The organism is Pseudomonas fluorescens, from assembly GCF_902497775.2.
GTDB lineage: Bacteria > Pseudomonadota > Gammaproteobacteria > Pseudomonadales > Pseudomonadaceae > Aquipseudomonas > Aquipseudomonas putida_F.
In genome coordinates this window covers 2696174-2713796 of sequence record NZ_OZ024668.1, presented here as the reverse complement: position 1 = coordinate 2713796, position 17623 = coordinate 2696174, and the positions used below count along the sequence as shown (strand labels likewise).

The following is a 17623-nucleotide window of genomic DNA, read 5'->3' as shown; positions in this document are numbered from 1 at the left end:
ACATGTCGACATCAAGCGTGCTGGTGCTGTGCTGGCTGGCCCTGGCGGGCCTTAGCCTGGGGACAGTGATGCTCGGCCAGGGGGCGGGGATTCTGCTGTTGGCGGTGGCCAAGGCCTGGTTGATTTGCGACGGTTTCATGGAGCTGCGCCACGGCCCGCAGCGCTGGCGCTGGCTGCTGCTGAGCTGGGCCCTGGTGCTGGTGGCGCTGGTTGGCCTGAGCCGCTTCCTGCACGGCTAATACCCGAGTAAAACCATCGGCGTTTCTTGATTGCCATCAAGCAGGTTTTGCCCTTGCGCTTTCTATCATGGCCGGGCCAAGCAATGAGGAAGCGACCATGTCAGAGACCTTCACCAAGGGCATGGCCAGGAACATCTATTTCGGGGGAAGCGTGTTCTTCTTCCTGATATTCCTGGCCTTGACCTACCACACCGAACAAACCTTTCCCGAACGCAGCAACGAAGCGCAATTGACCGATGCCGTGGTGCGCGGCAAGACCGTCTGGGAGCAGAACAACTGCGTCGGCTGCCACACGATGCTGGGCGAGGGCGCCTACTTTGCGCCGGAGCTGGGCAACGTGTTCAAGCGCCGTGGCGGCGAGGAGGGCTTCAAGCCGTTCATGCACGCCTGGATGAAGATGCAGCCACTGGGGGTGCCCGGGCGCCGGGCCATGCCGCAGTTCAACCTGAGCGAGCAGGAGGTCGACGACATCGCCGAGTTCCTCAAATGGAGCTCGAACATCAACACCAATGGCTGGCCGCCAAACCAGGAGGGCTGAGTGATGAACGTTGCCAATCCACACCTGAAATTTGCTTCCCAGGCCGTCGCCAAACCCTACTTTGTGTTTGCCCTGATCCTGTTTCTCGGCCAGGTGCTGTTCGGTTTGATCATGGGCCTGCAATACGTGATCGGGGACTTCCTGTTCCCGGCCATTCCCTTCAACGTGGCGCGCATGGTGCACACCAACCTGCTGATCGTCTGGCTGCTGTTCGGCTTCATGGGCGCCGCCTACTACCTGGTACCGGAGGAGGCCGACCGCGAGCTGCATAGCCCAAGGCTGGCGATCCTGCTGTTCTGGGTGTTCGCCGCCGCCGGGGTGCTGACCATCCTCGGCTACCTGCTGGTGCCCTATGCCGGCCTTGCGCGGCTGACCCACAACGAGCTGTTGCCGACCATGGGCCGCGAGTTTCTCGAGCAGCCGACCATCACCAAGCTGGGCATCGTCGTGGTGTGCCTGGGCTTTCTCTACAACATCGGCATGACCCTGCTCAAGGGCCGCAAGACCACCGTGAGCATGGTGATGATGACCGGCCTGGTTGGTCTGGCGGTGTTCTTCCTGTTCTCCTTCTACAACCCCGGCAACCTTGCCCGTGACAAGTTCTACTGGTGGTGGGTGGTGCATCTTTGGGTCGAGGGCGTGTGGGAACTGATCATGGGCTCGATGCTGGCCTTCGTGCTGATCAAGATCACCGGCGTCGACCGCGAAGTGGTGGAAAAATGGTTGTACGTGATCATCGCCATGGCGCTGATTACCGGCATCATCGGTACAGGGCATCACTTTTTCTGGATCGGTGCGCCCGAGGTGTGGCTGTGGGTCGGTTCGATCTTCTCGGCGCTGGAGCCGCTGCCGTTCCTGGCCATGGTCATGTTCGCCTTCAGCATGGTGAAAAACCGCCGCCGTCAGCACCCCAACCGCGCCGCTACGTTGTGGGCCAAGGGCACTACGGTGACGGCGTTCTTCGGCGCTGGGGTCTGGGGGTTCCTGCACACCCTGGCCCCGGTCAACTACTACACCCATGGCACGCAACTGACCGCCGCCCACGGCCACCTGGCCTTCTACGGCGCCTACGCGATGATCGTCATGACCCTGATCAGTTATGCCATGCCACGTTTGCGCGGGCTCGGCGAGGCGGCCGATGAACGTTCGCAGACTCTTGAAGTGTGGGGCTTCTGGCTGATGACCCTGTCGATGGTGATGATCACCTTGCTGCTCACCGCCGCCGGCGTGGTCCAGGTGCTGCTGCAACGCTGGGCCGAAGACGGCACGGCCTTGCCGTTCATGTCCACCACCGAGCAACTGCGCGGGCTGTTCTGGGCGCGGCTGGTTAGCGGCGTGGGCTTTCTCGCCGGCTTGTTGTGCTACCTGCTGAGTTTTCGCCAGCGTGGTCGCGCGGCTTTGCGTGCACCGGCCAGGGTAGTGCCTTCTTGATTGCTGTTTATCGTTGAACAGGTGCGGCCCGGCTGATTCAGCGGGCCGCTTTCTGCGTCGTGCAAAGGGAGGCGCCACCATGGCCTTCACGGTTGAGCTGGAAGAGTGGGTGGGTAGCGTCTGGCATCGCTTCATCACCCGTCGGGCGAGTGTGGATTTCCCCGCGGCGCGGGTCGAACTGGCGCCACGGCAACGGGCTCTGGCCTTGTTGTTCCGGGCCATGGGCGGAGCTGGCGGCATGGGCGTTGAAGCCGCCAGTGAGCGTGATCTGGTGCTGCGGCGCAACCTGTTGCAGCAGATCGCCGGCACCTGCAGACAGGCGCCATTGGCCTGGTGCGATGCGCATAATCTGCGCCTGCCAGCGCACCTGGCGGTGTTCGCCGATAGTGCATTGAACGAAGAGCTGTACCGCTGGCTGGTCTTGCTAGCGGCCCAGGCGGGGCCCATGCGCCACTGGGGCCGGGACAACCAGCGCTGGACCCAGGCATTACTGCAACGCTTTCCAGGGCTGCGGTGCCGCTACCAGCGACTGGTCGATGCGCACCTGCAACTGCGTCCGGATCCGGCAGCGCTCAGCCCGGATGAAGCGCTGCTTGAGCGCGCCTTGCGCCAGGCCTTGCGCGACCCCGGCAGCGTCGCCGACTTTCCGCGCAGCGAACGGGCCGCCTGGCCGCTGCCGCTGTGGTTGTATCCGCCGCTGCACCTGGCCAGCCCGCAGGCGGGTGATCTGGAAGACGGGCAGAGCGATTTGCCCAACACCTGCGGCGAGCAGCAGGGCGGTCGCAAGCGCGCCACCCGCATCGATGACAGCCCGGCCAAGGGCGGCCTGTTGATCGTGCGCCTGGAGAACCTGTTCAGCTGGACCGAACACGTTGACCTCGACCGTTGGGAGGACGACAGCGAAGACCCGCAGGCTGCCCGGGTTGCCGAAGACCTCGATCAGTTGACCCTGTCGCGCACCCGAATTCGCAAGGGCGGTGGCCTGAAACTGCACCTGGATCTGCCCCCGGCGCAGATCGACGACATCCCCCTGGGTGAGGGCATCAAGCTCCCGGAATGGGACTACCGCCAGGGCCGCCTGCAGCCAGCTTTCGTCAACCTGCAGATGTTTGAACCGCGTGACGGGAGTGCCCAGCCGTTACCGGCGCGCTTGCAAGCCTCGGCGCGGCGTCTGCGCCGACAGTTCGAGCAGTTGCGCACTGATCGCCGCTGGCTGCGCCAGCAGCCTCAGGGCAGTGAGCTGGACTTGCAGGCCTGGGTGGACTTTCAGGTTGAGCGCGTGCACGGCCAATGCGCCGAGCGTGGCTTGTTCATGGAGCAGCGCGTCACTCATCGCGATCTTGCCTGCCTGTTGCTGGCCGACGTCTCGATGTCCACCGACGCACACCTGAACGATGAGCAGCGGGTCATCGATGTGATTCGCGACAGCCTGCTGTTGTTCGGCGAAACCCTGGCGGCGCTGGGGGATGACTTTGCCCTGTACGGCTTCTCGTCGTTGCGTCGCCAACAGGTGCGCCTGCAGCAATTGAAAGCTTTCGAGCAACGTTACGACGACCTGGCCCGTGGCAAGATCCAGGGGCTCAAACCGGGTTACTACACGCGCATGGGCGCCGCGATTCGCCAGGCCAGCCAATTGCTTGGCGGCTGCAAGCGCAGGCGCAAGCTGTTGCTGCTGCTCACCGATGGCAAGCCCAACGACCTGGACCTGTATGAAGGACGTTATGGCGTCGAAGACACCCGCGAAGCGCTGCGTGAAGCGCGGCGCGTGGGCCTGATACCCTTTTGCATCACCATCGATAGCCAGGCCGGCGCCTACCTGCCGTACATGTTCGGCAGCAACGGCTATGCCCTGATTCGCCAGCCTGAGCAGCTGCCGCAACGCTTGCCGCAGCTGTATCGGCAGTTGACCCAGCCCTAGCGCGGCAACCAGAACACCATCGCCACGCAGAACAGCGTCAGGCCGATGCAAAACCACAGAAAGCGCAACTGCTGCCGCGCCCCGGCCAACGCGGCGGTGGCCGGCAGGGGCATGGCGCAGTGCTCGCAGGTGCTGGCCTTGGCCGGGTTGGTGTGTTCGCAGTACAGGCACACGGGCAGGGCGTTCATTCGAACTGCTCCAGGCGCGGTCGATCGAGGATGGCGATGCGCCGGCCGTCCTGGGTGATGATCTTCTCATCAATCAAGCGGCGGATGATCCGCGAGAAGGTCTCCGGTTGGATCGACAAATGCCCGGCGATCAGTTGCTTGGCCATCGGCAATTCGAACTGCGGCTCCACCGGTTGCGCATGCATCAGTTGTGTCAGCAGGTAGCGCACCACCCGGTGGGTGGCGTTCTTCAGCGACAGCGTCTCGATCTCGTTGACCCGCTGGTGCAGGCGCACGCACAGCTTGCCCAGCAGGGCGAAGGTCAGCCGGCCATTGCTCTGTAGCAGGCGCATGTAGGTGCTGGTCGACAGCCGATACAGCTGCGATTGCCCGACCGCTTCAGCCGAGGCGACGTAGTTGGGGGTGTCCATCAGCATCATTGCTTCGGCGAAAGTCTGCCGCGGGCCGATGACTTCGAAGACTTTCTCCTGGCCGTCCGGGGTCAAGCGGTAGATTTTCACCGCGCCGGCGATCACGAAGTAGAACGCCTCGGCCGGCTCGCCCTGGCGGAACAGTGGGTCGCCCTTGTCGACACTGAGTAACTGGCTGCTGCCCATCAGCTCGTCGAGCTGCTCGTCGTTCAACGGCTCGAACAGGTGGTGAGTGCGCAAGATCTGGTGGTGGACGCGGTGAAGCACCATGGCGATTCATCCTCAAGCGGGAAAAGGGGCAGAGCTTGGACCAAGGGCTTGGACCAGGATGTACTGATCGAGCAAGAGCCGGGCCAGGCGGCAAGCCCCGTGTTTTCTGGCGCGCTGCTACGTCAGGGTGAAAAACACCCAGGGCTATAAGGTGCCATTGACCATGAAAGGGTCATTTTTACCCTGAGCCTGTCGACTTCAGCCCACAATCACGCCAGGGCACAACCTTTGCACTAGCGTAATCAACAGCGATTGGCAGGCTACGCCGTTACACGTCGCGCGCCTTGACGTGCGACAAGGGCAGCAGGTTGCCGATGGCAGATGATGACGCCGGGTATTTCTGCAGTTCCGGCAACAAGGTAAGGAGAGGCTTGATGCAAGTTCTTGATCGCCGAAAAGCGCTGGCCATTACGCCGCTGCTGCGCCTGGCGTTCCGACCGATGTTCCTCGCCGGCTGTGGCCTGGCGGTGGTGGCCATTCCCTTGTGGCTGTCGGCCTTGAACGGATCGCTGGGCAACTGGCAGCCGGCCGGGGGCTGGCTGGCCTGGCATCGGCATGAACTGGTGTTCGGCTTTGGCCTGGCGATCATTGCCGGCTTTCTGCTGACAGCGGTGCAGACCTGGACCGGGCAACCGGGCCTGAGCGGCAAGCCGCTGGCCGGTTTGGCGTTGCTGTGGCTGGCCGGGCGAGTGGCGTGGCTGGCGAATGCACCCTGGCCATTGTTGGCGCTGCTGGAGCTGGGCTTCCCGCTGCTGGTGGCGGTGTTGATGGCCAGTACCCTGTGGCGCGTGCGGCAGAAGCGCAATTACCCGATCGTGATGGTCTTGCTGTTGCTCACGGCAGTCGATGGCCTGGCTGTGTATGGCGTGGTGCATGGCCACGACGGGTGGCAGCGCCAGGGCGTGCTCGGCGGCATCTGGCTGGTCGGGGCCATGATGGGCCTGATTGGTGGGCGGGTGATTCCGTTCTTTACCCAGCGCGGCTTGGGGCGGACCACGGCGGTCGTGCCCTGGCCCTGGCTTGACTGGCTACTGCTGGCGGGCTCGGCGCTGGTGGCGATGCTGTATGCGGCAGGGTCGGCGTTGACGGCCCATGCCGGGATCGGCGTGCTGTTTGCCGCCCTGGTGTTCGGGCACGCCCTGCGCCTGTGGCGCTGGTATGACCACGGGCTGTGGCGGGTACCGCTGCTGTGGTCGCTGCACCTGGCCTATGGCTGGTTGGTGCTGGCGTGCCTGGGCATGGCCCTGTGGCATTTCGGCGTGGCGCTGAACCCGAGCCTGGCCGTGCATTGCCTGACCATCGGCGCCATGGCCGGGTTGATCCTGGCGATGATCGCCCGGGTCAGCCTCGGCCACACCGGGCGGGCGTTGCAGCCGCCGGCGGGGATGACCCTGGCGTTCTTCTTGCTCAACCTGGCCGGGGTCAGCCGGGTGCTGCTGGTGCTGTGGCTGCCGCTGGGCGGTTTGTGGCTGGCGGGCGTGTGCTGGGTGCTGGCGTTTGCCTTGTATGCCTGGCGCTATGCGCCGATGCTGTTGCGCGCCCGGGTTGACGGGCACCCTGGTTAAGCGCCTGGAGGCGAAGGATGTGGTATCCGTATTTGTTGGTGGTTCATCTACTGGCGGCCATTGCCTTTATCGGCACCCTGTTTTTTGAAGTGCTCATCTGGCAGGCGGCACGCCGGCAAGTGCCGGCTGCGGCGCAGCCCGGGGTCGATCAGGCGCTGTCGGTGCGTTCACGCAAGGTACTGCATGGCGTGGTGCTGCTGTTGTATGGCGCGGGGCTGGGCCTTGCCTGGCATCACCGCGCGGCCTTGAGTCAGCCCTTGGCCAGCAGCTTTGCCAGCCTGCTGAGCCTGAAGATCGTCCTGGCCCTGAGCATCATCGGGCATTACCTGTTGCTGGCGTTCTGGCTTAAGCGAGGGCACCTGAGCGAGGGCCGGGCGCGCGGGATTCGCTGCAGCATCCTTGGGCATATGCTGCTGATCGTGATCCTGGCCAAGGCGATGTTCTACTGGCATTAACTACGCCTCGGTGGGAGCGGCGGTGCGACGCCTCGACTTGACCCGCGATGAGGCCAGTACATCAAGCCAAGGCGTTGGTGAACAGCACGTCGTTCTCCAACTCGATGTGCTGCAGCAAATCTTCGCGAAATTCCTCTAGCCCTCGGTACAGGGTACGCCAGGTATTGCACGCACCATCCGGCGCGGAGATGTCGCGGGTAAGCTGCATCAGGTGCGCCAGCGCCTCGCCATGCTGGTCATGCTCCATGCGCATCACCTGGATCGGCGCACCCGCCTGGCGGCCCATGCCGCGTTGCAACATCGGGAACAGCACCTGTTCTTCCTTGAGCATGTGCCCTTCAAGTTCCTGCTGCATGTCCTGCAGGTGGTCGGCCAGGCCGTTGGGGCACTGTTCGTGGCCGCCATGAACCTGCTCCACGCGCCGGGCCAGGCGGATCAGTTCCGGCAGTTGCTGGCGGTGGCGGTCGTGGTAGCGCGAGAGGATATGGGCGATCAGTTCGTTCGGGTTCATCAGGATGCCTGCTCTGGTTGCGAAGGATCCCAGGGGTAATTGCATCGCTCATGCCAGCTTTACTTGCCCGAAATCAAGGGCCGTCGCCGTGGTTATGGTGAAATCTACCCGCATACCTCAGGGTAGCGATAACCACAGAGGGTGATGACTACCATGTTGCGTGAAAGCCTGGCCGCCGACCTGATCGTCGAGTTACCCAATGCCGTGCGCTTGCAGCGCCTGGTGCAAACCCTGCGCGAATACTTCAACTGCGGCGCCGTCGGCCTGTTGCGCCTTGAGGGTGACAGCCTGCGCCCGCAGGCGACCGTCGGCCTGGTCCATGAAGCCCTCGGCAGGCGCTTCGTGATCGCCCAGCATCCGCGCCTGGCCGCCATTATGGCCTCGCGCGAGCCGACCTGGTTCGAGCCCGACAGCCGCCTGCCGGACCCCTACGATGGCCTGCTCGATACCGCGCTGCACGAGCCTTTGGCAGTGCACGACTGCATGGGCGTCAGCCTCTATGTCGAGGGCCAGGTCTGGGGCGCGATCACCCTCGATGCGTTGCAGCCCGGGACTTTCGACAGCGACGCCCGCGATGAGCTCAAGCGCTGCACCCTGCAGATCGAAGCGGCCCTGCGGGTCACGCGCCTGGAGCAGGAAAGCCGCAGCCTGCGCCTGTCGCGCAGCGCGCCCCAGGACCTGCGCAGTCCGCTGGAGGAGGGCGAGATTCTTGGCCACAGCGCGGTGCTGCAACAGTTGCTCAACGAGCTGGAGGTGTTGGCGGATTCAGAGCTGCCGGTGTTGCTGTTGGGCGAGACTGGAGTCGGTAAAGAGCTGTTCGCCCGCCGTCTGCATCGCTTGTCGCGACGCAGCCACAAGCCGCTGATCCAGGTCAACTGCGCGGCCTTGCCCGAGTCCCTGGCCGAGAGCGAGCTGTTCGGCCACGTCAAAGGTGCGTTCTCCGGCGCCAGCAGCGACCGCGCCGGGCGCTTCGATGCGGCCAACGGCGGCACGCTGTTTCTCGATGAAGTCGGCGAGCTGCCCCTGAGCGTCCAGGCCAAGCTGTTGCGCACCCTGCAGAACGGCGAGATCCAGCGCCTGGGCGCCGACAAGCCGCTGCATGTGGACGTGCGCATCATCGCCGCCACCAACCGGCACTTGCCCGACAGCATTCGCGACGGCCTGTTTCGCGCCGACCTGTACCATCGTTTGTCGGTGTACCCGGTGCCGATCCCACCGCTGCGCGAGCGTGGCAACGACGTCCTGATGATTGCCGGGCAGTTTCTCGAACTCAATCGCACGCGCCTGGGCCTGCGTGGCTTGCGCCTGTCGGCGGCGGCCGAGCGGGCGCTGCTGGCTTACCACTGGCCGGGCAATGTGCGCGAGCTTGAGCATGTGATCAGCCGCGCCGCGCTCAAGCAGTTGAGCCGCGAGGGCAGTCGCAATCTGATCATCAGCCTGGAGCCCGAGGTGCTTGATCTGGACAGCGCACCGGCCCTGGCGCCGCAGGTGGATGCGCCGGCGCAACCTGGCTTGGCGTTTAGCTCCCTGAGCGCCGCCGTCGATGCCTGTCAGCGCCAGGCCATCCTCCAGGCCCTGCGCCTGAGTGGCGACAACTGGGCCAGCGCTGCGCGTTTGCTGGCGGTCGATCCGAGCAACCTGCACAAGCTGGCCAGGCGTTTGCGCCTCAAGTAACGCCGCTGGCGTTGATGGTGATCAAGGTGCGGGCGTGGCGCTGCTTACAGACTGCGCACAACTACACAGGAGATCACCGCCATGCCGTTGTCCCTTGCCCAGATGCGTCGCAACTACACCGTGGGCGGCCTGCAGGAAGCCCAAGCCCCGCTTGAGCCGCTAGCCCTGTTTACGCAGTGGCTGCAGCAGGCCCGCGAGACCGAGCGCGAGCCGGTGGAGGCCAACAGCATGCACCTGGCCACCGTCGGCAGCGATGGCCGCCCGCACTGTCGGGTGTTGCTGCTCAAGGGCTTTGACGAGCAGGGCTTTACCTTCTTCGGCAACTATCAGAGTGCCAAAGGGCAAGAACTGGCGGCCAACCCCTATGCGGCGATGACCTTCTTCTGGCCAGGGCTGGAGCGCCAGGTACGCGTTGAAGGGCCGGTGACCCGGCTCGATCCGCGGCTGTCCGATGCCTACTTCGATTCGCGCCCCGAAGCCAGCCGCCTGGGTGCCTGGGCCTCGCCGCAAAGCCAGCCGTTGGCCGACCGCGAGGAGCTGCAAGCCTTGCTGGCGCAGACCATCCGCCGCTTCGTCGAACAACCTCTGCGCCGTCCCGAGCACTGGGGCGGCTATTGCCTGGCCCCAGAACGCATGGAGTTCTGGCAGGGCCGTGCCGATCGCCTGCATGACCGCCTCGACTACCGCCGCCAGGGCGGGCAGTGGAGCCGCCAGCGCCTGGCGCCCTGAGCCTGAAGACATACCTCCAACGAGGAATAGGTTCGTCCAGGCTTTAGGTTCAGGCTTGGGTCCATCCACATTTCACGGGAAGCCCAGGCCATGGCCCATCTGGCGCAACGCACGTTTGAACCCCTGAACATCGCCGTGCTGACCATCAGCGATACGCGCACCTTCGACACCGACAGCTCCGGGCAGACCCTTATCGACCTGCTGCAGGGCGCCGGGCATGTGCTGGTCGACCGGGATCTGGTCAAGGACGATATCTACCAGATCCGCGCCACGCTCTCGCGCTGGATCGCCGACCCCACGGTACAGGTGGTACTGACCACCGGCGGCACCGGTTTTACCGCCCGCGACAACACTCCGCAGGCCGTGCTGCCGTTGCTGGATAAGCACGTCGAAGGTTTTGGCGAGTTGTTCCGCCAGGTGTCGCTGGCCGAAATCGGCATGTCCAGCCTGCAGTCCCGCGCCCTGGCCGGCATGAGCAATGGCGTGCTGGTGTGTTGCGTGCCGGGTTCGCCCGGCGCGTGTCGCACGGCCTGGACGCAGATCCTCAACAGCCAGCTCGACAGCCGCACCGGCCCGTGCAATTTCGCCCCGCACCTCAAGGCCCAGGCCGCGCAGGCTATCGAGGCTTGTGGAGCACGGCCATGAGCGGGCGGGTCTGCGACAGTGGCAGGTTGATTCCGGTCGATCAGGCCATCCGCCATTTGCTTGAGCAGGCGCCCCCCGCGCCAGCGGTGCAGATGGTACTGCTGGAGAAAGCCCTGGGCCGCGTGCTGGCCACTGATCTTCATGCCCCGCGCAGCCTGCCGGGCTGGGACAACAGCGCCATGGACGGTTTTGCCTTCAGGGCGGCCGACCTGCCCGCCGCCGGTGGTTGCCTGATCCTGGCCGGGCGTATCGCCGCCGGCCAGCAGGCCAGCACCGCGTTGCAGCCGGGGCAGGTGGTACGGATTTTCACCGGCGCACCGTTGCCGCCGGGCGCCGACACGGTCGCCCCCCAGGAGCTGTGTCGGGTTGACGGCGAGCAGGTCTGGCTGCCGGCCGCGAGCCTTGGCGAGCATGTGCGCAAGGCCGGCGAAGAGGTGCGCGAAGGCCATCTGCTGCTGCAAGCCGGCAAGCGCCTGCGCGCCCAGGAGCTGGGCCTGCTGGCCGCTGCTGGCGTGGCCTGGGTCGAAGTCCATCGGCCATTGCGCATCGGCCTGCTGAGCAGTGGCGATGAATTGCGTGAGCCCGGCCAACCCCTGGCGCCAGGACAGATCTACAACAGCAACCGCTATTGCCTGACAGCCCTGTTGCAGGGCTGGGGCGTCGAGGTGCATGACTACGGGGTGATGGTCGACGAACTGGCGGCCAGCAAGCATGCGCTGAACCTGGCGGCGGCCGAGTGCGACCTGCTGCTGACGTCCGGCGGCGTTTCGGTGGGCGAGGAAGACCACCTCAAGCAGGCCATCCAGGACCTGGGCAGTGTCGACTTCTGGCGCCTGGCGATCCAGCCGGGCAAGCCCCTGGCCTTTGGCGAAGTGGCGGGCCGGCCGTGGATCGGCATGCCGGGCAACCCGGCGGCGGCGCTGATCACCGCCCTGGTGGTGGTACGGCCCTTCCTGCTGCGGGCCCAGGGCGTGCGCGATGTGCTGCCACGGCCTGTGGCGTTGCCGGCGGGTTTTGACTGGCTGCAGCGCAACAAGCGCCGCCAGTACCTGCGGGCGCGCTTGCTGCCCGAGGCCAACGGCCAGTCCAGCGTGCAACTGCACCCGCAGCAAAGCTCGGCGATGCTCAGCGCCGCCTGCTGGGCCGATGGCCTGGCCGTGGTGGAGTGCGAGCAGCAGGTGCACAAGCACGACACTGTGCAGTTCCTGTCATTTGCCGAGCTGATGCAGTGAGCGACCTTGATTGCCGTCAAGGCTCTACTGGGTGCGCTGGCTAGACTGGCAGCGCTTTTCCCAGTGCTCCGGGCCTGTTCGAATTTTACCGTGCAGGCCAGTGGAGATAGGTTTCTTTGATGAGGAAAACCCATGCAACTGGTCTGCCCGGCAGGCAACCTGCCTGCGCTCAAAGCCGCGGTGCGCCAAGGCGCCGATGCGGTGTATGTCGGCTTTCGCGATGACACCAACGCCCGGCATTTCGCCGGCCTGAACATGGACGACAAGCAGTTCGACGCCGCCGTCGCCCATATCCGTCAGCACAATCGCAAGCTCTATGTCGCGGTCAACACCTACCCGCAGCCGCTGGGCTGGGAGCGCTGGCAGCGGGCGGTGGACCGCGCCGCCGACCATGGCGTCGATGCCTTGATCGCCGCTGACCCGGGGGTCCTCGGCTACGCCGCTCAGTGCCATCCGCAGCTCAACCTGCACCTCTCGGTTCAAGGCTCGGCCACCAACGCCAGTGCCCTGGCGTTCTACGTCCAGCACTACAACATCCGCCGCGCGGTGCTGCCGCGGGTGCTGTCACTGGCCCAGGTGCGCCAGGTCGCCGCCAGCAGCACGGTGCCCATCGAAGTGTTCGCCTTCGGCAGCCTGTGCATCATGGCCGAGGGGCGTTGCCACCTGTCGTCGTACATCACCGGCGAATCGCCGAACCTGTGTGGGGTCTGCTCGCCGGCCAAGGCGGTGCGCTGGAGCGAAGACGCCGATGGCCTCAGCGCGCGCCTGAACGAAGTGCTGATCGACCGCTACCAGCCTGACGAGCCAGCCGGTTACCCGACCCTGTGCAAGGGCCGTTTCCTGGTCGACGGCAAGCGCTTCCACGCCCTGGAGGAGCCCACCAGCCTCGACACCCTCGACCTGTTGCCGGAGCTCGCCGCCATGGGCGTCGAAGCGGTGAAGATCGAGGGCCGGCAGCGCAGCCCGGCCTATGTCGAGCAGGTCACCCAGGTCTGGCGCGCCGCGCTCGACGCCCATCGCCTGGCGCCACAACGCTTTACAGTCAAGGACCAGTGGCGCCGGGTGCTGGCCGGTCTGTCCGAAGGCAGCCAGACCACCCTGGGTGCTTACCATCGATCATGGCAATGAGGGACTGGACATGAAGCTCAGCCTGGGACCCGTTTTGTACTACTGGGACAAGGAACAATTGGGGCGTTTCTACAGCGAGATGTCGGCCTTGCCCCTGGATGTGATTTACCTGGGGGAAACCGTGTGCTCGAAACGCCGGGCCATGAACCTCGACCACTGGCTGGGCCTGGGCCGCGAGCTCAAGGCCTGCAGCCCGGCGCAGATCGTGCTGTCGAGCCTGACCTTGATCGAGGCCGCTTCCGAGCTCTCCAGCCTGCGCCGCCTGTGCGACAACGGCGAATTGCTGGTGGAGGCCAATGACATGGGCGCGGTGCACTACCTGGCCGAGCGCAAACTGCCGTTCGTGGCCGGGCCGGCGCTGAACCTCTACAACGGCCACGCCGTGGCGAAACTGCTCGATTGCGGGATGATCCGCTGGGTGCCGCCGGTGGAGTGCTCGGCCGCGCTGATTCGCGCGGTGCTCGAGCAGGTGACCGAACTCGGGCGGGCACTGCCGCAGCTGGAAGTCTTCGCCTACGGCCACCTGCCGCTGGCTTATTCGGCGCGCTGCTTTACCGCGCGGGCGGAAAACCGGCCCAAGGATGACTGCCAGTTCTGCTGCATCAACTACCCCGATGGCCTGGCCCTGAGCAGCCAGGAAGGCCAGGCGCTGTTCACCCTGAACGGTATCCAGACCATGTCGGCCGAGGTCACCAACCTGCTGGCCGACTATCCTGGGCTTGAAGCCTGCGGCGCCGACCTGCTGCGCCTGAGCCCACGCGCCCAGGGCATGGCCGAGGTGATCGAAGCCTTTGCCCGGGTGCGCCAGGGCGAAGCGCCACCGTTGTGCGTCGACGGCTGCAACGGCTACTGGCATGGCCAGGCGGGCATGCTGCGGGTCGAGGAGGTGGGCCTGTGCTGAACCGTTCGCAATGGTTGTTGAAGGGCGCCGACAAGGTCCTGCCATTGATCCGCAAGGTACCCTTCGTGATCCAGCGTGTGGCCTTGCAGCAGGCGCTCAACCGCTGCCTGGCCGCGCCGCTGCGCGATGGCGAGTTCGACCTGTTGCGCGGGCGCTGGCTGTGCCTGCGCATCCCCGACCTGGACCTGACCTGGTACCTGACGCGCAACCGCGATGGCCTGCAGATCGCCGAGCGGGCCAAGGCCGATGTGACCATTCGTGGCAACTGGCGCGAGTTCCTCCTGCTGGCCAGCCGTCAGGAGGACCCGGACACGCTGTTCTTCCGCCGCCGCCTGGTCATTGAAGGCGACACCGAGCTGGGCCTGACCCTGAAAAACCTGATCGACAGCCTCGACCCCGAGGTGTTGCCGATATGGTTGTGGCGCAACCTGGAACGTGCCGGCAAGGGCCTGGCGGCCAGTTGAGGGCAGGGCCGGCTAGCCTTGATAGTCGGCCAGCTCATCGGCGGCGAGGATATGGATGTTACGCCGCTCCATGGCGATCAGACCGCTTTCGACCAGGCGGTGCAGGGTGCGCGAAAAGGTCTCCGGCTGGATGCCCAGCTTGGAGGCCACCAGGCGCTTGGATATCTGCAGCTCGAGCCGGCCGCTGTCCGGGTCGCACTCCTGCAACAGGAAGTTGATCACCCGCCGGCTGGCGCTGGCCGAGGTCAGGGTGTCGATGTCCTTGAGGCGTTGGTGCAGGTGGATGCTCATGCTCGCCAGAATGGCCAGGCACACCTGCGGCTGGTCTTCCAGGGCGTTACGGTAGTGGGCGCCGTCGATGCTGATCAGCACGCAATCCTTGAGCGCCGTGGCCGTCACCGGGTAGCTGCGCGCCTGGCTGAACAGCAGCGCTTCGGCAAAGGTCTGACCCGGCTGAATGATCTCCACCAGGTGCTCCTGGCCGTCGGCGCTGAGCCGGTACAGCTTGATCTGGCCACTGACCAGCAAAAAGAAACGCTTGGCCGGATCGCCCTGGTGCATGAGCGTGTCATGACAGCTCAGGCGCCGGAGCATGGCCAGGGCGCAGACGCCTTCGAAGACTTTCTCGGGCAGTTGGTTGAACAAGTGATGGCGACGTAAAACCAGAACGGTAGAAGGGTGGGTCAGCATGGCGTACCTCCGCTGGCGCCTATGGTAAAACCCGCGGCGCCGGCGGCCTATGCCTCTGCCGGTCTACCTCCAAAGGGGCAGCCTGCAAAGGGGCGCTCAGGCGCTGTGGCGCAGGTGTTCCATGGCCCACACCGCCGCCTCCACCCGCGAACGCAGGCCAAGCTTGTGCAGCAGGTTCTTCACATGCACCTTGACCGTGCCTTCGGTGATCCCCAGTTTATGGCCGATGACCTTGTTGCTGTAGCCGCTGGCGATGGTCCTGAGCACCTGGCGTTCGCGCTCGGTCAGCTCCACTTCCGCCTGGCGCGGCGGTGAGCGCAGAGCCTGGGCCATGACCCGGGTCAGCCCCAGGCTGATCACCAGGGCGCCGTTCATGGCGTCGCGGATGTACTGGATCAACAGCTCCGGCTCCATGTCCTTGAGCAGGTAGCCGTCGGCATCCAGGCGCAGGGCGTCGCGGATATCGTCTTCGGCATCGGACACGGTGAACAGCAGCACCTTGCCGGCATAGCCCTGGCTGCGCAGGTGGCGCAGGGTCTCGATGCCGTTCATCTGCGGCATGTTGTTGTCCAGCAGCACCAAGTCCGGCTGCAGCGGCGCGATCAGGGCCAGGGCTTCTTCGCCGTGGCTGGCCTCGCCGACGATCTGGAAGTCGTCTTCCAGTTCGAGCATCTGGCGAATGCCACGGCGCATCATCGGGTGGTCGTCGACCAGCAGTATCCGGTAGCGCGGGGAGGGGTTCATACAGGGTTACCTTCGCTCAAGTGCCCGAGAAATTCCGGGCGAAATTCCATCTGTACCCGGGTGCCTTGCGGCTCCCGGCCAACAATTTGCAACTGGCCGCGCAGGCTGCGGGCCCGCTCGTCCATGATGTTCAAGCCATGGTGCTCGCGCAGGTCATGGGTGCCGCTAAAGCCTCGGCCATCGTCCTCGATCGACAGGCAGACGTTCTCGCCGTGCTGGCGCAGTTGCAGCCAGGCGTTCTGCGCGTGGGCGTGGCGCAGGCAGTTGGACAGCGCCTCGCGGGTGATCTGCAGGATGTGGATCTGCTCGCTGGCCGACAGCTCGAAGGCCAGGCTGTCGACGTGTAGGTGCACCTGGAATTCGCCACGACGGGAGAATTCCTCGGCGGTGTCCTTGAGCTCCTGCACCAGGCCTGCGTCGTGGATCTGCAGGCGGAAGGTGGTGAGCAGCTCGCGCAACTGGCGGTAGGCGTTGTTCAGGCCTTCGCGCAGCTCGGCGGTAACGTTCTCAAGCGTTGCCACCGGCTCGCCACGGCGCATCAGGGTTTGCATGCGGCTGACCTGCAGCTTCATGTATGACAGCGCCTGGGCCAGGGAGTCGTGCAGCTCGCGGGCGATGATCGCGCGCTCTTCGAGCAGCACCAGGCGGTGGTCCTGTTCGCGCTGGCGCTTGAGCGACAGCGAGGTCCCGATCAGGTTGGCCAGGGCCTGGATCAGCTCGGTTTCCCAGGCTTGCGGCTCGTGGCCGTCGATAAAGTGCGCCTTCAGCTCGCCGAGGGTGCTGCCCTGGTTGCTGATGCTGAAGGTGTGGCGGTTGGTGCGCTGGTGCCGTTGGCAACTGGCGCAGTCGCTGCTGGCGCAGATCTTGCGGCTGTCGGCGCCATGCAGGGCCAGCAGTTGCTGGGCCGGGGCCTGCAACTGGCCTTGCAGGCACAGCGACAGGCGCAGCCCCGGCAGGCGTTGCTGAAAGCGCCGGATCAGCTCATCCAGGCCCTCGGCGTTGGCCAGCCGTGTGGCCAAGCTGCGGCTGCTCTGGTACAGCAGCTCGAGGGCGGCGTTGGCCTGCTGCAGGTTGAGGGTTTTTTGCTGCACCTGGGTTTCCAGGGTGCGGTGGGATTGCTCGATGGTTTCGGCCATGGCGTTGAAGCTGGTGGCCAGCTCGCCGAGTTCGTCTGCGGACTGGTGGTTGACCCGCGCCTGGAACTCGCCGCGGCGAAAGCGCTGGGTGGCGTCCACCAGTTCCTTCAACGGCGTGATGACGTTGTATTGCAACTCATACAGGCCGAACAGCAGGACGATCATGGTGGTGAACAGCGCCGCCCCCTGGATCACCTGCTGCCAGCCCTGCTTATGCTCGCTCTGGCGTTGCAGCTGGCTGACGAACTGGTTGAGCTGGTTGACGAAGGGCAGGGTGCTGGCCTGAAAGCCGGCGGCGTCGCCCTGGTGCAGGGCCGGCAGCAGGGTCTCTTGCCAGTAGTCCTGCAACTGCTGGTAACTGGCTTGCAGTTCAAGGTTCTTGCCGTCTTCGAGCACCGCTTGCAGGGCCGGGCTGTTGAGCCGCTGCTGCAGGCTGTCGCGGATGCGTTCGAGCTCGGCAGGTTCGGCGTTGGCGGCCAGCTTCCAGCTCAGGTGGTAGGTCTCCATGCGCACGGAGCCTGCGGTGTTGATCGCCGCCGCATCGCCCTGGCTGAACCAGGCGATCAGGCCGGCGCTGAGCGAGCTGGCCAGGGCCAGCACGGCAATCAGAATCACCGCCAGTCCCGCGCGCGCGGGCAACGAGCTGCGCAGCCAGCCGATCATGGACGGCGGCCGGGGGCGAGGAGGGGAAAACGGCACATGAGCACTCCAGGGTGTTGCAGCTGATCGTTTCGCAGCCGGTCCCTGGCGCTCTA

Annotated in this window: 19 protein-coding genes; 13 read left to right on the top strand and 6 right to left on the bottom strand. The window is 65.2% G+C overall.

The window, feature by feature from the left end; genetic code table 11:
- The first annotated feature begins 2 nt into the window (after nt 1–2).
- The 4 genes from F8N82_RS12310 to F8N82_RS12295 all read left to right on the top strand — a co-directional run bounded on the left by F8N82_RS12310 (nt 3) and on the right by F8N82_RS12295 (nt 4126).
- Complete coding sequence (locus F8N82_RS12310; RefSeq protein ID WP_038995564.1) at nt 3–239, top strand: cytochrome C oxidase subunit IV family protein; 237 nt, start codon at nt 3–5, stop codon at nt 237–239.
- A gap of 97 nt (nt 240–336) precedes the next feature.
- On the top strand, nt 337–777 hold the full coding sequence (locus F8N82_RS12305) for a c-type cytochrome (protein ID WP_038995563.1): 441 nt from the start codon (nt 337–339) through the stop codon (nt 775–777).
- Between the two features lie 3 nt (nt 778–780).
- Nucleotides 781–2208 (top strand): cbb3-type cytochrome c oxidase subunit I, encoded by a 1428-nt coding sequence (locus tag F8N82_RS12300; protein WP_038995562.1) that lies wholly within the window; start codon nt 781–783, stop codon nt 2206–2208.
- A 79-nt stretch (nt 2209–2287) separates the two neighbouring features.
- The gene (locus tag F8N82_RS12295; RefSeq protein ID WP_038995561.1) at nt 2288–4126 is read left to right on the top strand and encodes a nitric oxide reductase activation protein NorD; all 1839 of its coding nucleotides are present in this window, start codon (nt 2288–2290) and stop codon (nt 4124–4126) included.
- Here F8N82_RS12295 and F8N82_RS12290 read toward each other — a convergent pair.
- Together F8N82_RS12290 and F8N82_RS12285 are read right to left on the bottom strand one after the other, a co-directional pair.
- Nucleotides 4123–4314, bottom strand: coding sequence for a hypothetical protein (locus tag F8N82_RS12290; protein WP_038995560.1), 192 nt, complete (start codon nt 4312–4314; stop codon nt 4123–4125). The genes F8N82_RS12295 and F8N82_RS12290 overlap by 4 nt on opposite strands.
- Entirely contained in the window at nt 4311–4994 is a 684-nt protein-coding gene (locus F8N82_RS12285; protein ID WP_038995559.1) for a Crp/Fnr family transcriptional regulator, read from the bottom strand. Before F8N82_RS12285 ends, F8N82_RS12290 begins: the two co-directional genes overlap by 4 nt.
- Before the next feature lie 374 nt (nt 4995–5368).
- On the opposite strand from F8N82_RS12285, the gene F8N82_RS12280 reads away from it, so the two are divergent.
- Nucleotides 5369–6559: an NnrS family protein gene (locus tag F8N82_RS12280; RefSeq protein ID WP_038995558.1), complete on the top strand. Its 1191-nt coding sequence runs from the start codon at nt 5369–5371 to the stop codon at nt 6557–6559.
- A 17-nt stretch (nt 6560–6576) separates the two neighbouring features.
- Complete coding sequence (locus F8N82_RS12275) at nt 6577–7014, top strand: membrane protein (RefSeq protein WP_038995556.1); 438 nt, start codon at nt 6577–6579, stop codon at nt 7012–7014.
- A 61-nt stretch (nt 7015–7075) separates the two neighbouring features.
- On the opposite strand, the gene F8N82_RS12270 is transcribed toward F8N82_RS12275, so the two are convergent.
- Complete coding sequence (locus F8N82_RS12270; protein WP_080764747.1) at nt 7076–7570, bottom strand: hemerythrin domain-containing protein; 495 nt, start codon at nt 7568–7570, stop codon at nt 7076–7078.
- A 108-nt stretch (nt 7571–7678) separates the two neighbouring features.
- Between F8N82_RS12270 and norR the strand changes: the two genes are divergently transcribed.
- The 7 genes from norR to ubiT all read left to right on the top strand — a co-directional run bounded on the left by norR (nt 7679) and on the right by ubiT (nt 14298).
- Nucleotides 7679–9199 carry a nitric oxide reductase transcriptional regulator NorR gene (norR, locus tag F8N82_RS12265; protein ID WP_038999409.1) on the top strand — a complete coding sequence of 507 codons (1521 nt, stop codon included), beginning with the start codon at nt 7679–7681 and terminating at the stop codon, nt 9197–9199.
- An 81-nt stretch (nt 9200–9280) separates the two neighbouring features.
- Complete coding sequence (pdxH, locus tag F8N82_RS12260; protein WP_038995554.1) at nt 9281–9928, top strand: pyridoxamine 5'-phosphate oxidase; 648 nt, start codon at nt 9281–9283, stop codon at nt 9926–9928.
- A 90-nt stretch (nt 9929–10018) separates the two neighbouring features.
- Nucleotides 10019–10573 (top strand): molybdenum cofactor biosynthesis protein B, encoded by a 555-nt coding sequence (gene moaB / locus F8N82_RS12255; protein ID WP_038995552.1) that lies wholly within the window; start codon nt 10019–10021, stop codon nt 10571–10573.
- Nucleotides 10570–11805 (top strand): gephyrin-like molybdotransferase Glp, encoded by a 1236-nt coding sequence (gene glp, locus F8N82_RS12250; RefSeq protein WP_038995551.1) that lies wholly within the window; start codon nt 10570–10572, stop codon nt 11803–11805. Before moaB ends, glp begins: the two co-directional genes overlap by 4 nt.
- Before the next feature lie 132 nt (nt 11806–11937).
- The gene (gene ubiU, locus F8N82_RS12245) at nt 11938–12933 is read left to right on the top strand and encodes a ubiquinone anaerobic biosynthesis protein UbiU (RefSeq protein ID WP_038995550.1); all 996 of its coding nucleotides are present in this window, start codon (nt 11938–11940) and stop codon (nt 12931–12933) included.
- A 10-nt stretch (nt 12934–12943) separates the two neighbouring features.
- The gene (locus F8N82_RS12240) at nt 12944–13834 is read left to right on the top strand and encodes a U32 family peptidase (protein WP_038995549.1); all 891 of its coding nucleotides are present in this window, start codon (nt 12944–12946) and stop codon (nt 13832–13834) included.
- Nucleotides 13828–14298 carry a ubiquinone anaerobic biosynthesis accessory factor UbiT gene (gene ubiT, locus F8N82_RS12235; RefSeq protein ID WP_038995548.1) on the top strand — a complete coding sequence of 157 codons (471 nt, stop codon included), beginning with the start codon at nt 13828–13830 and terminating at the stop codon, nt 14296–14298. Before F8N82_RS12240 ends, ubiT begins: the two co-directional genes overlap by 7 nt.
- A gap of 12 nt (nt 14299–14310) precedes the next feature.
- Here the strand turns inward: ubiT and F8N82_RS12230 are convergent, their stop codons facing one another.
- The 3 genes from F8N82_RS12230 to F8N82_RS12220 all read right to left on the bottom strand — a co-directional run bounded on the left by F8N82_RS12230 (nt 14311) and on the right by F8N82_RS12220 (nt 17531).
- Nucleotides 14311–14988, bottom strand: a complete 678-nt coding sequence (locus F8N82_RS12230; RefSeq protein WP_038995547.1) for a Crp/Fnr family transcriptional regulator — start codon at nt 14986–14988, stop codon at nt 14311–14313.
- A 96-nt stretch (nt 14989–15084) separates the two neighbouring features.
- Nucleotides 15085–15732 (bottom strand): two-component system response regulator NarL, encoded by a 648-nt coding sequence (gene narL / locus F8N82_RS12225; RefSeq protein WP_038995546.1) that lies wholly within the window; start codon nt 15730–15732, stop codon nt 15085–15087.
- Entirely contained in the window at nt 15729–17531 is a 1803-nt protein-coding gene (locus F8N82_RS12220) for a HAMP domain-containing protein (protein ID WP_038995545.1), read from the bottom strand. Before F8N82_RS12220 ends, narL begins: the two co-directional genes overlap by 4 nt.
- Between the last annotated feature and the right edge of the window lie 92 nt (nt 17532–17623).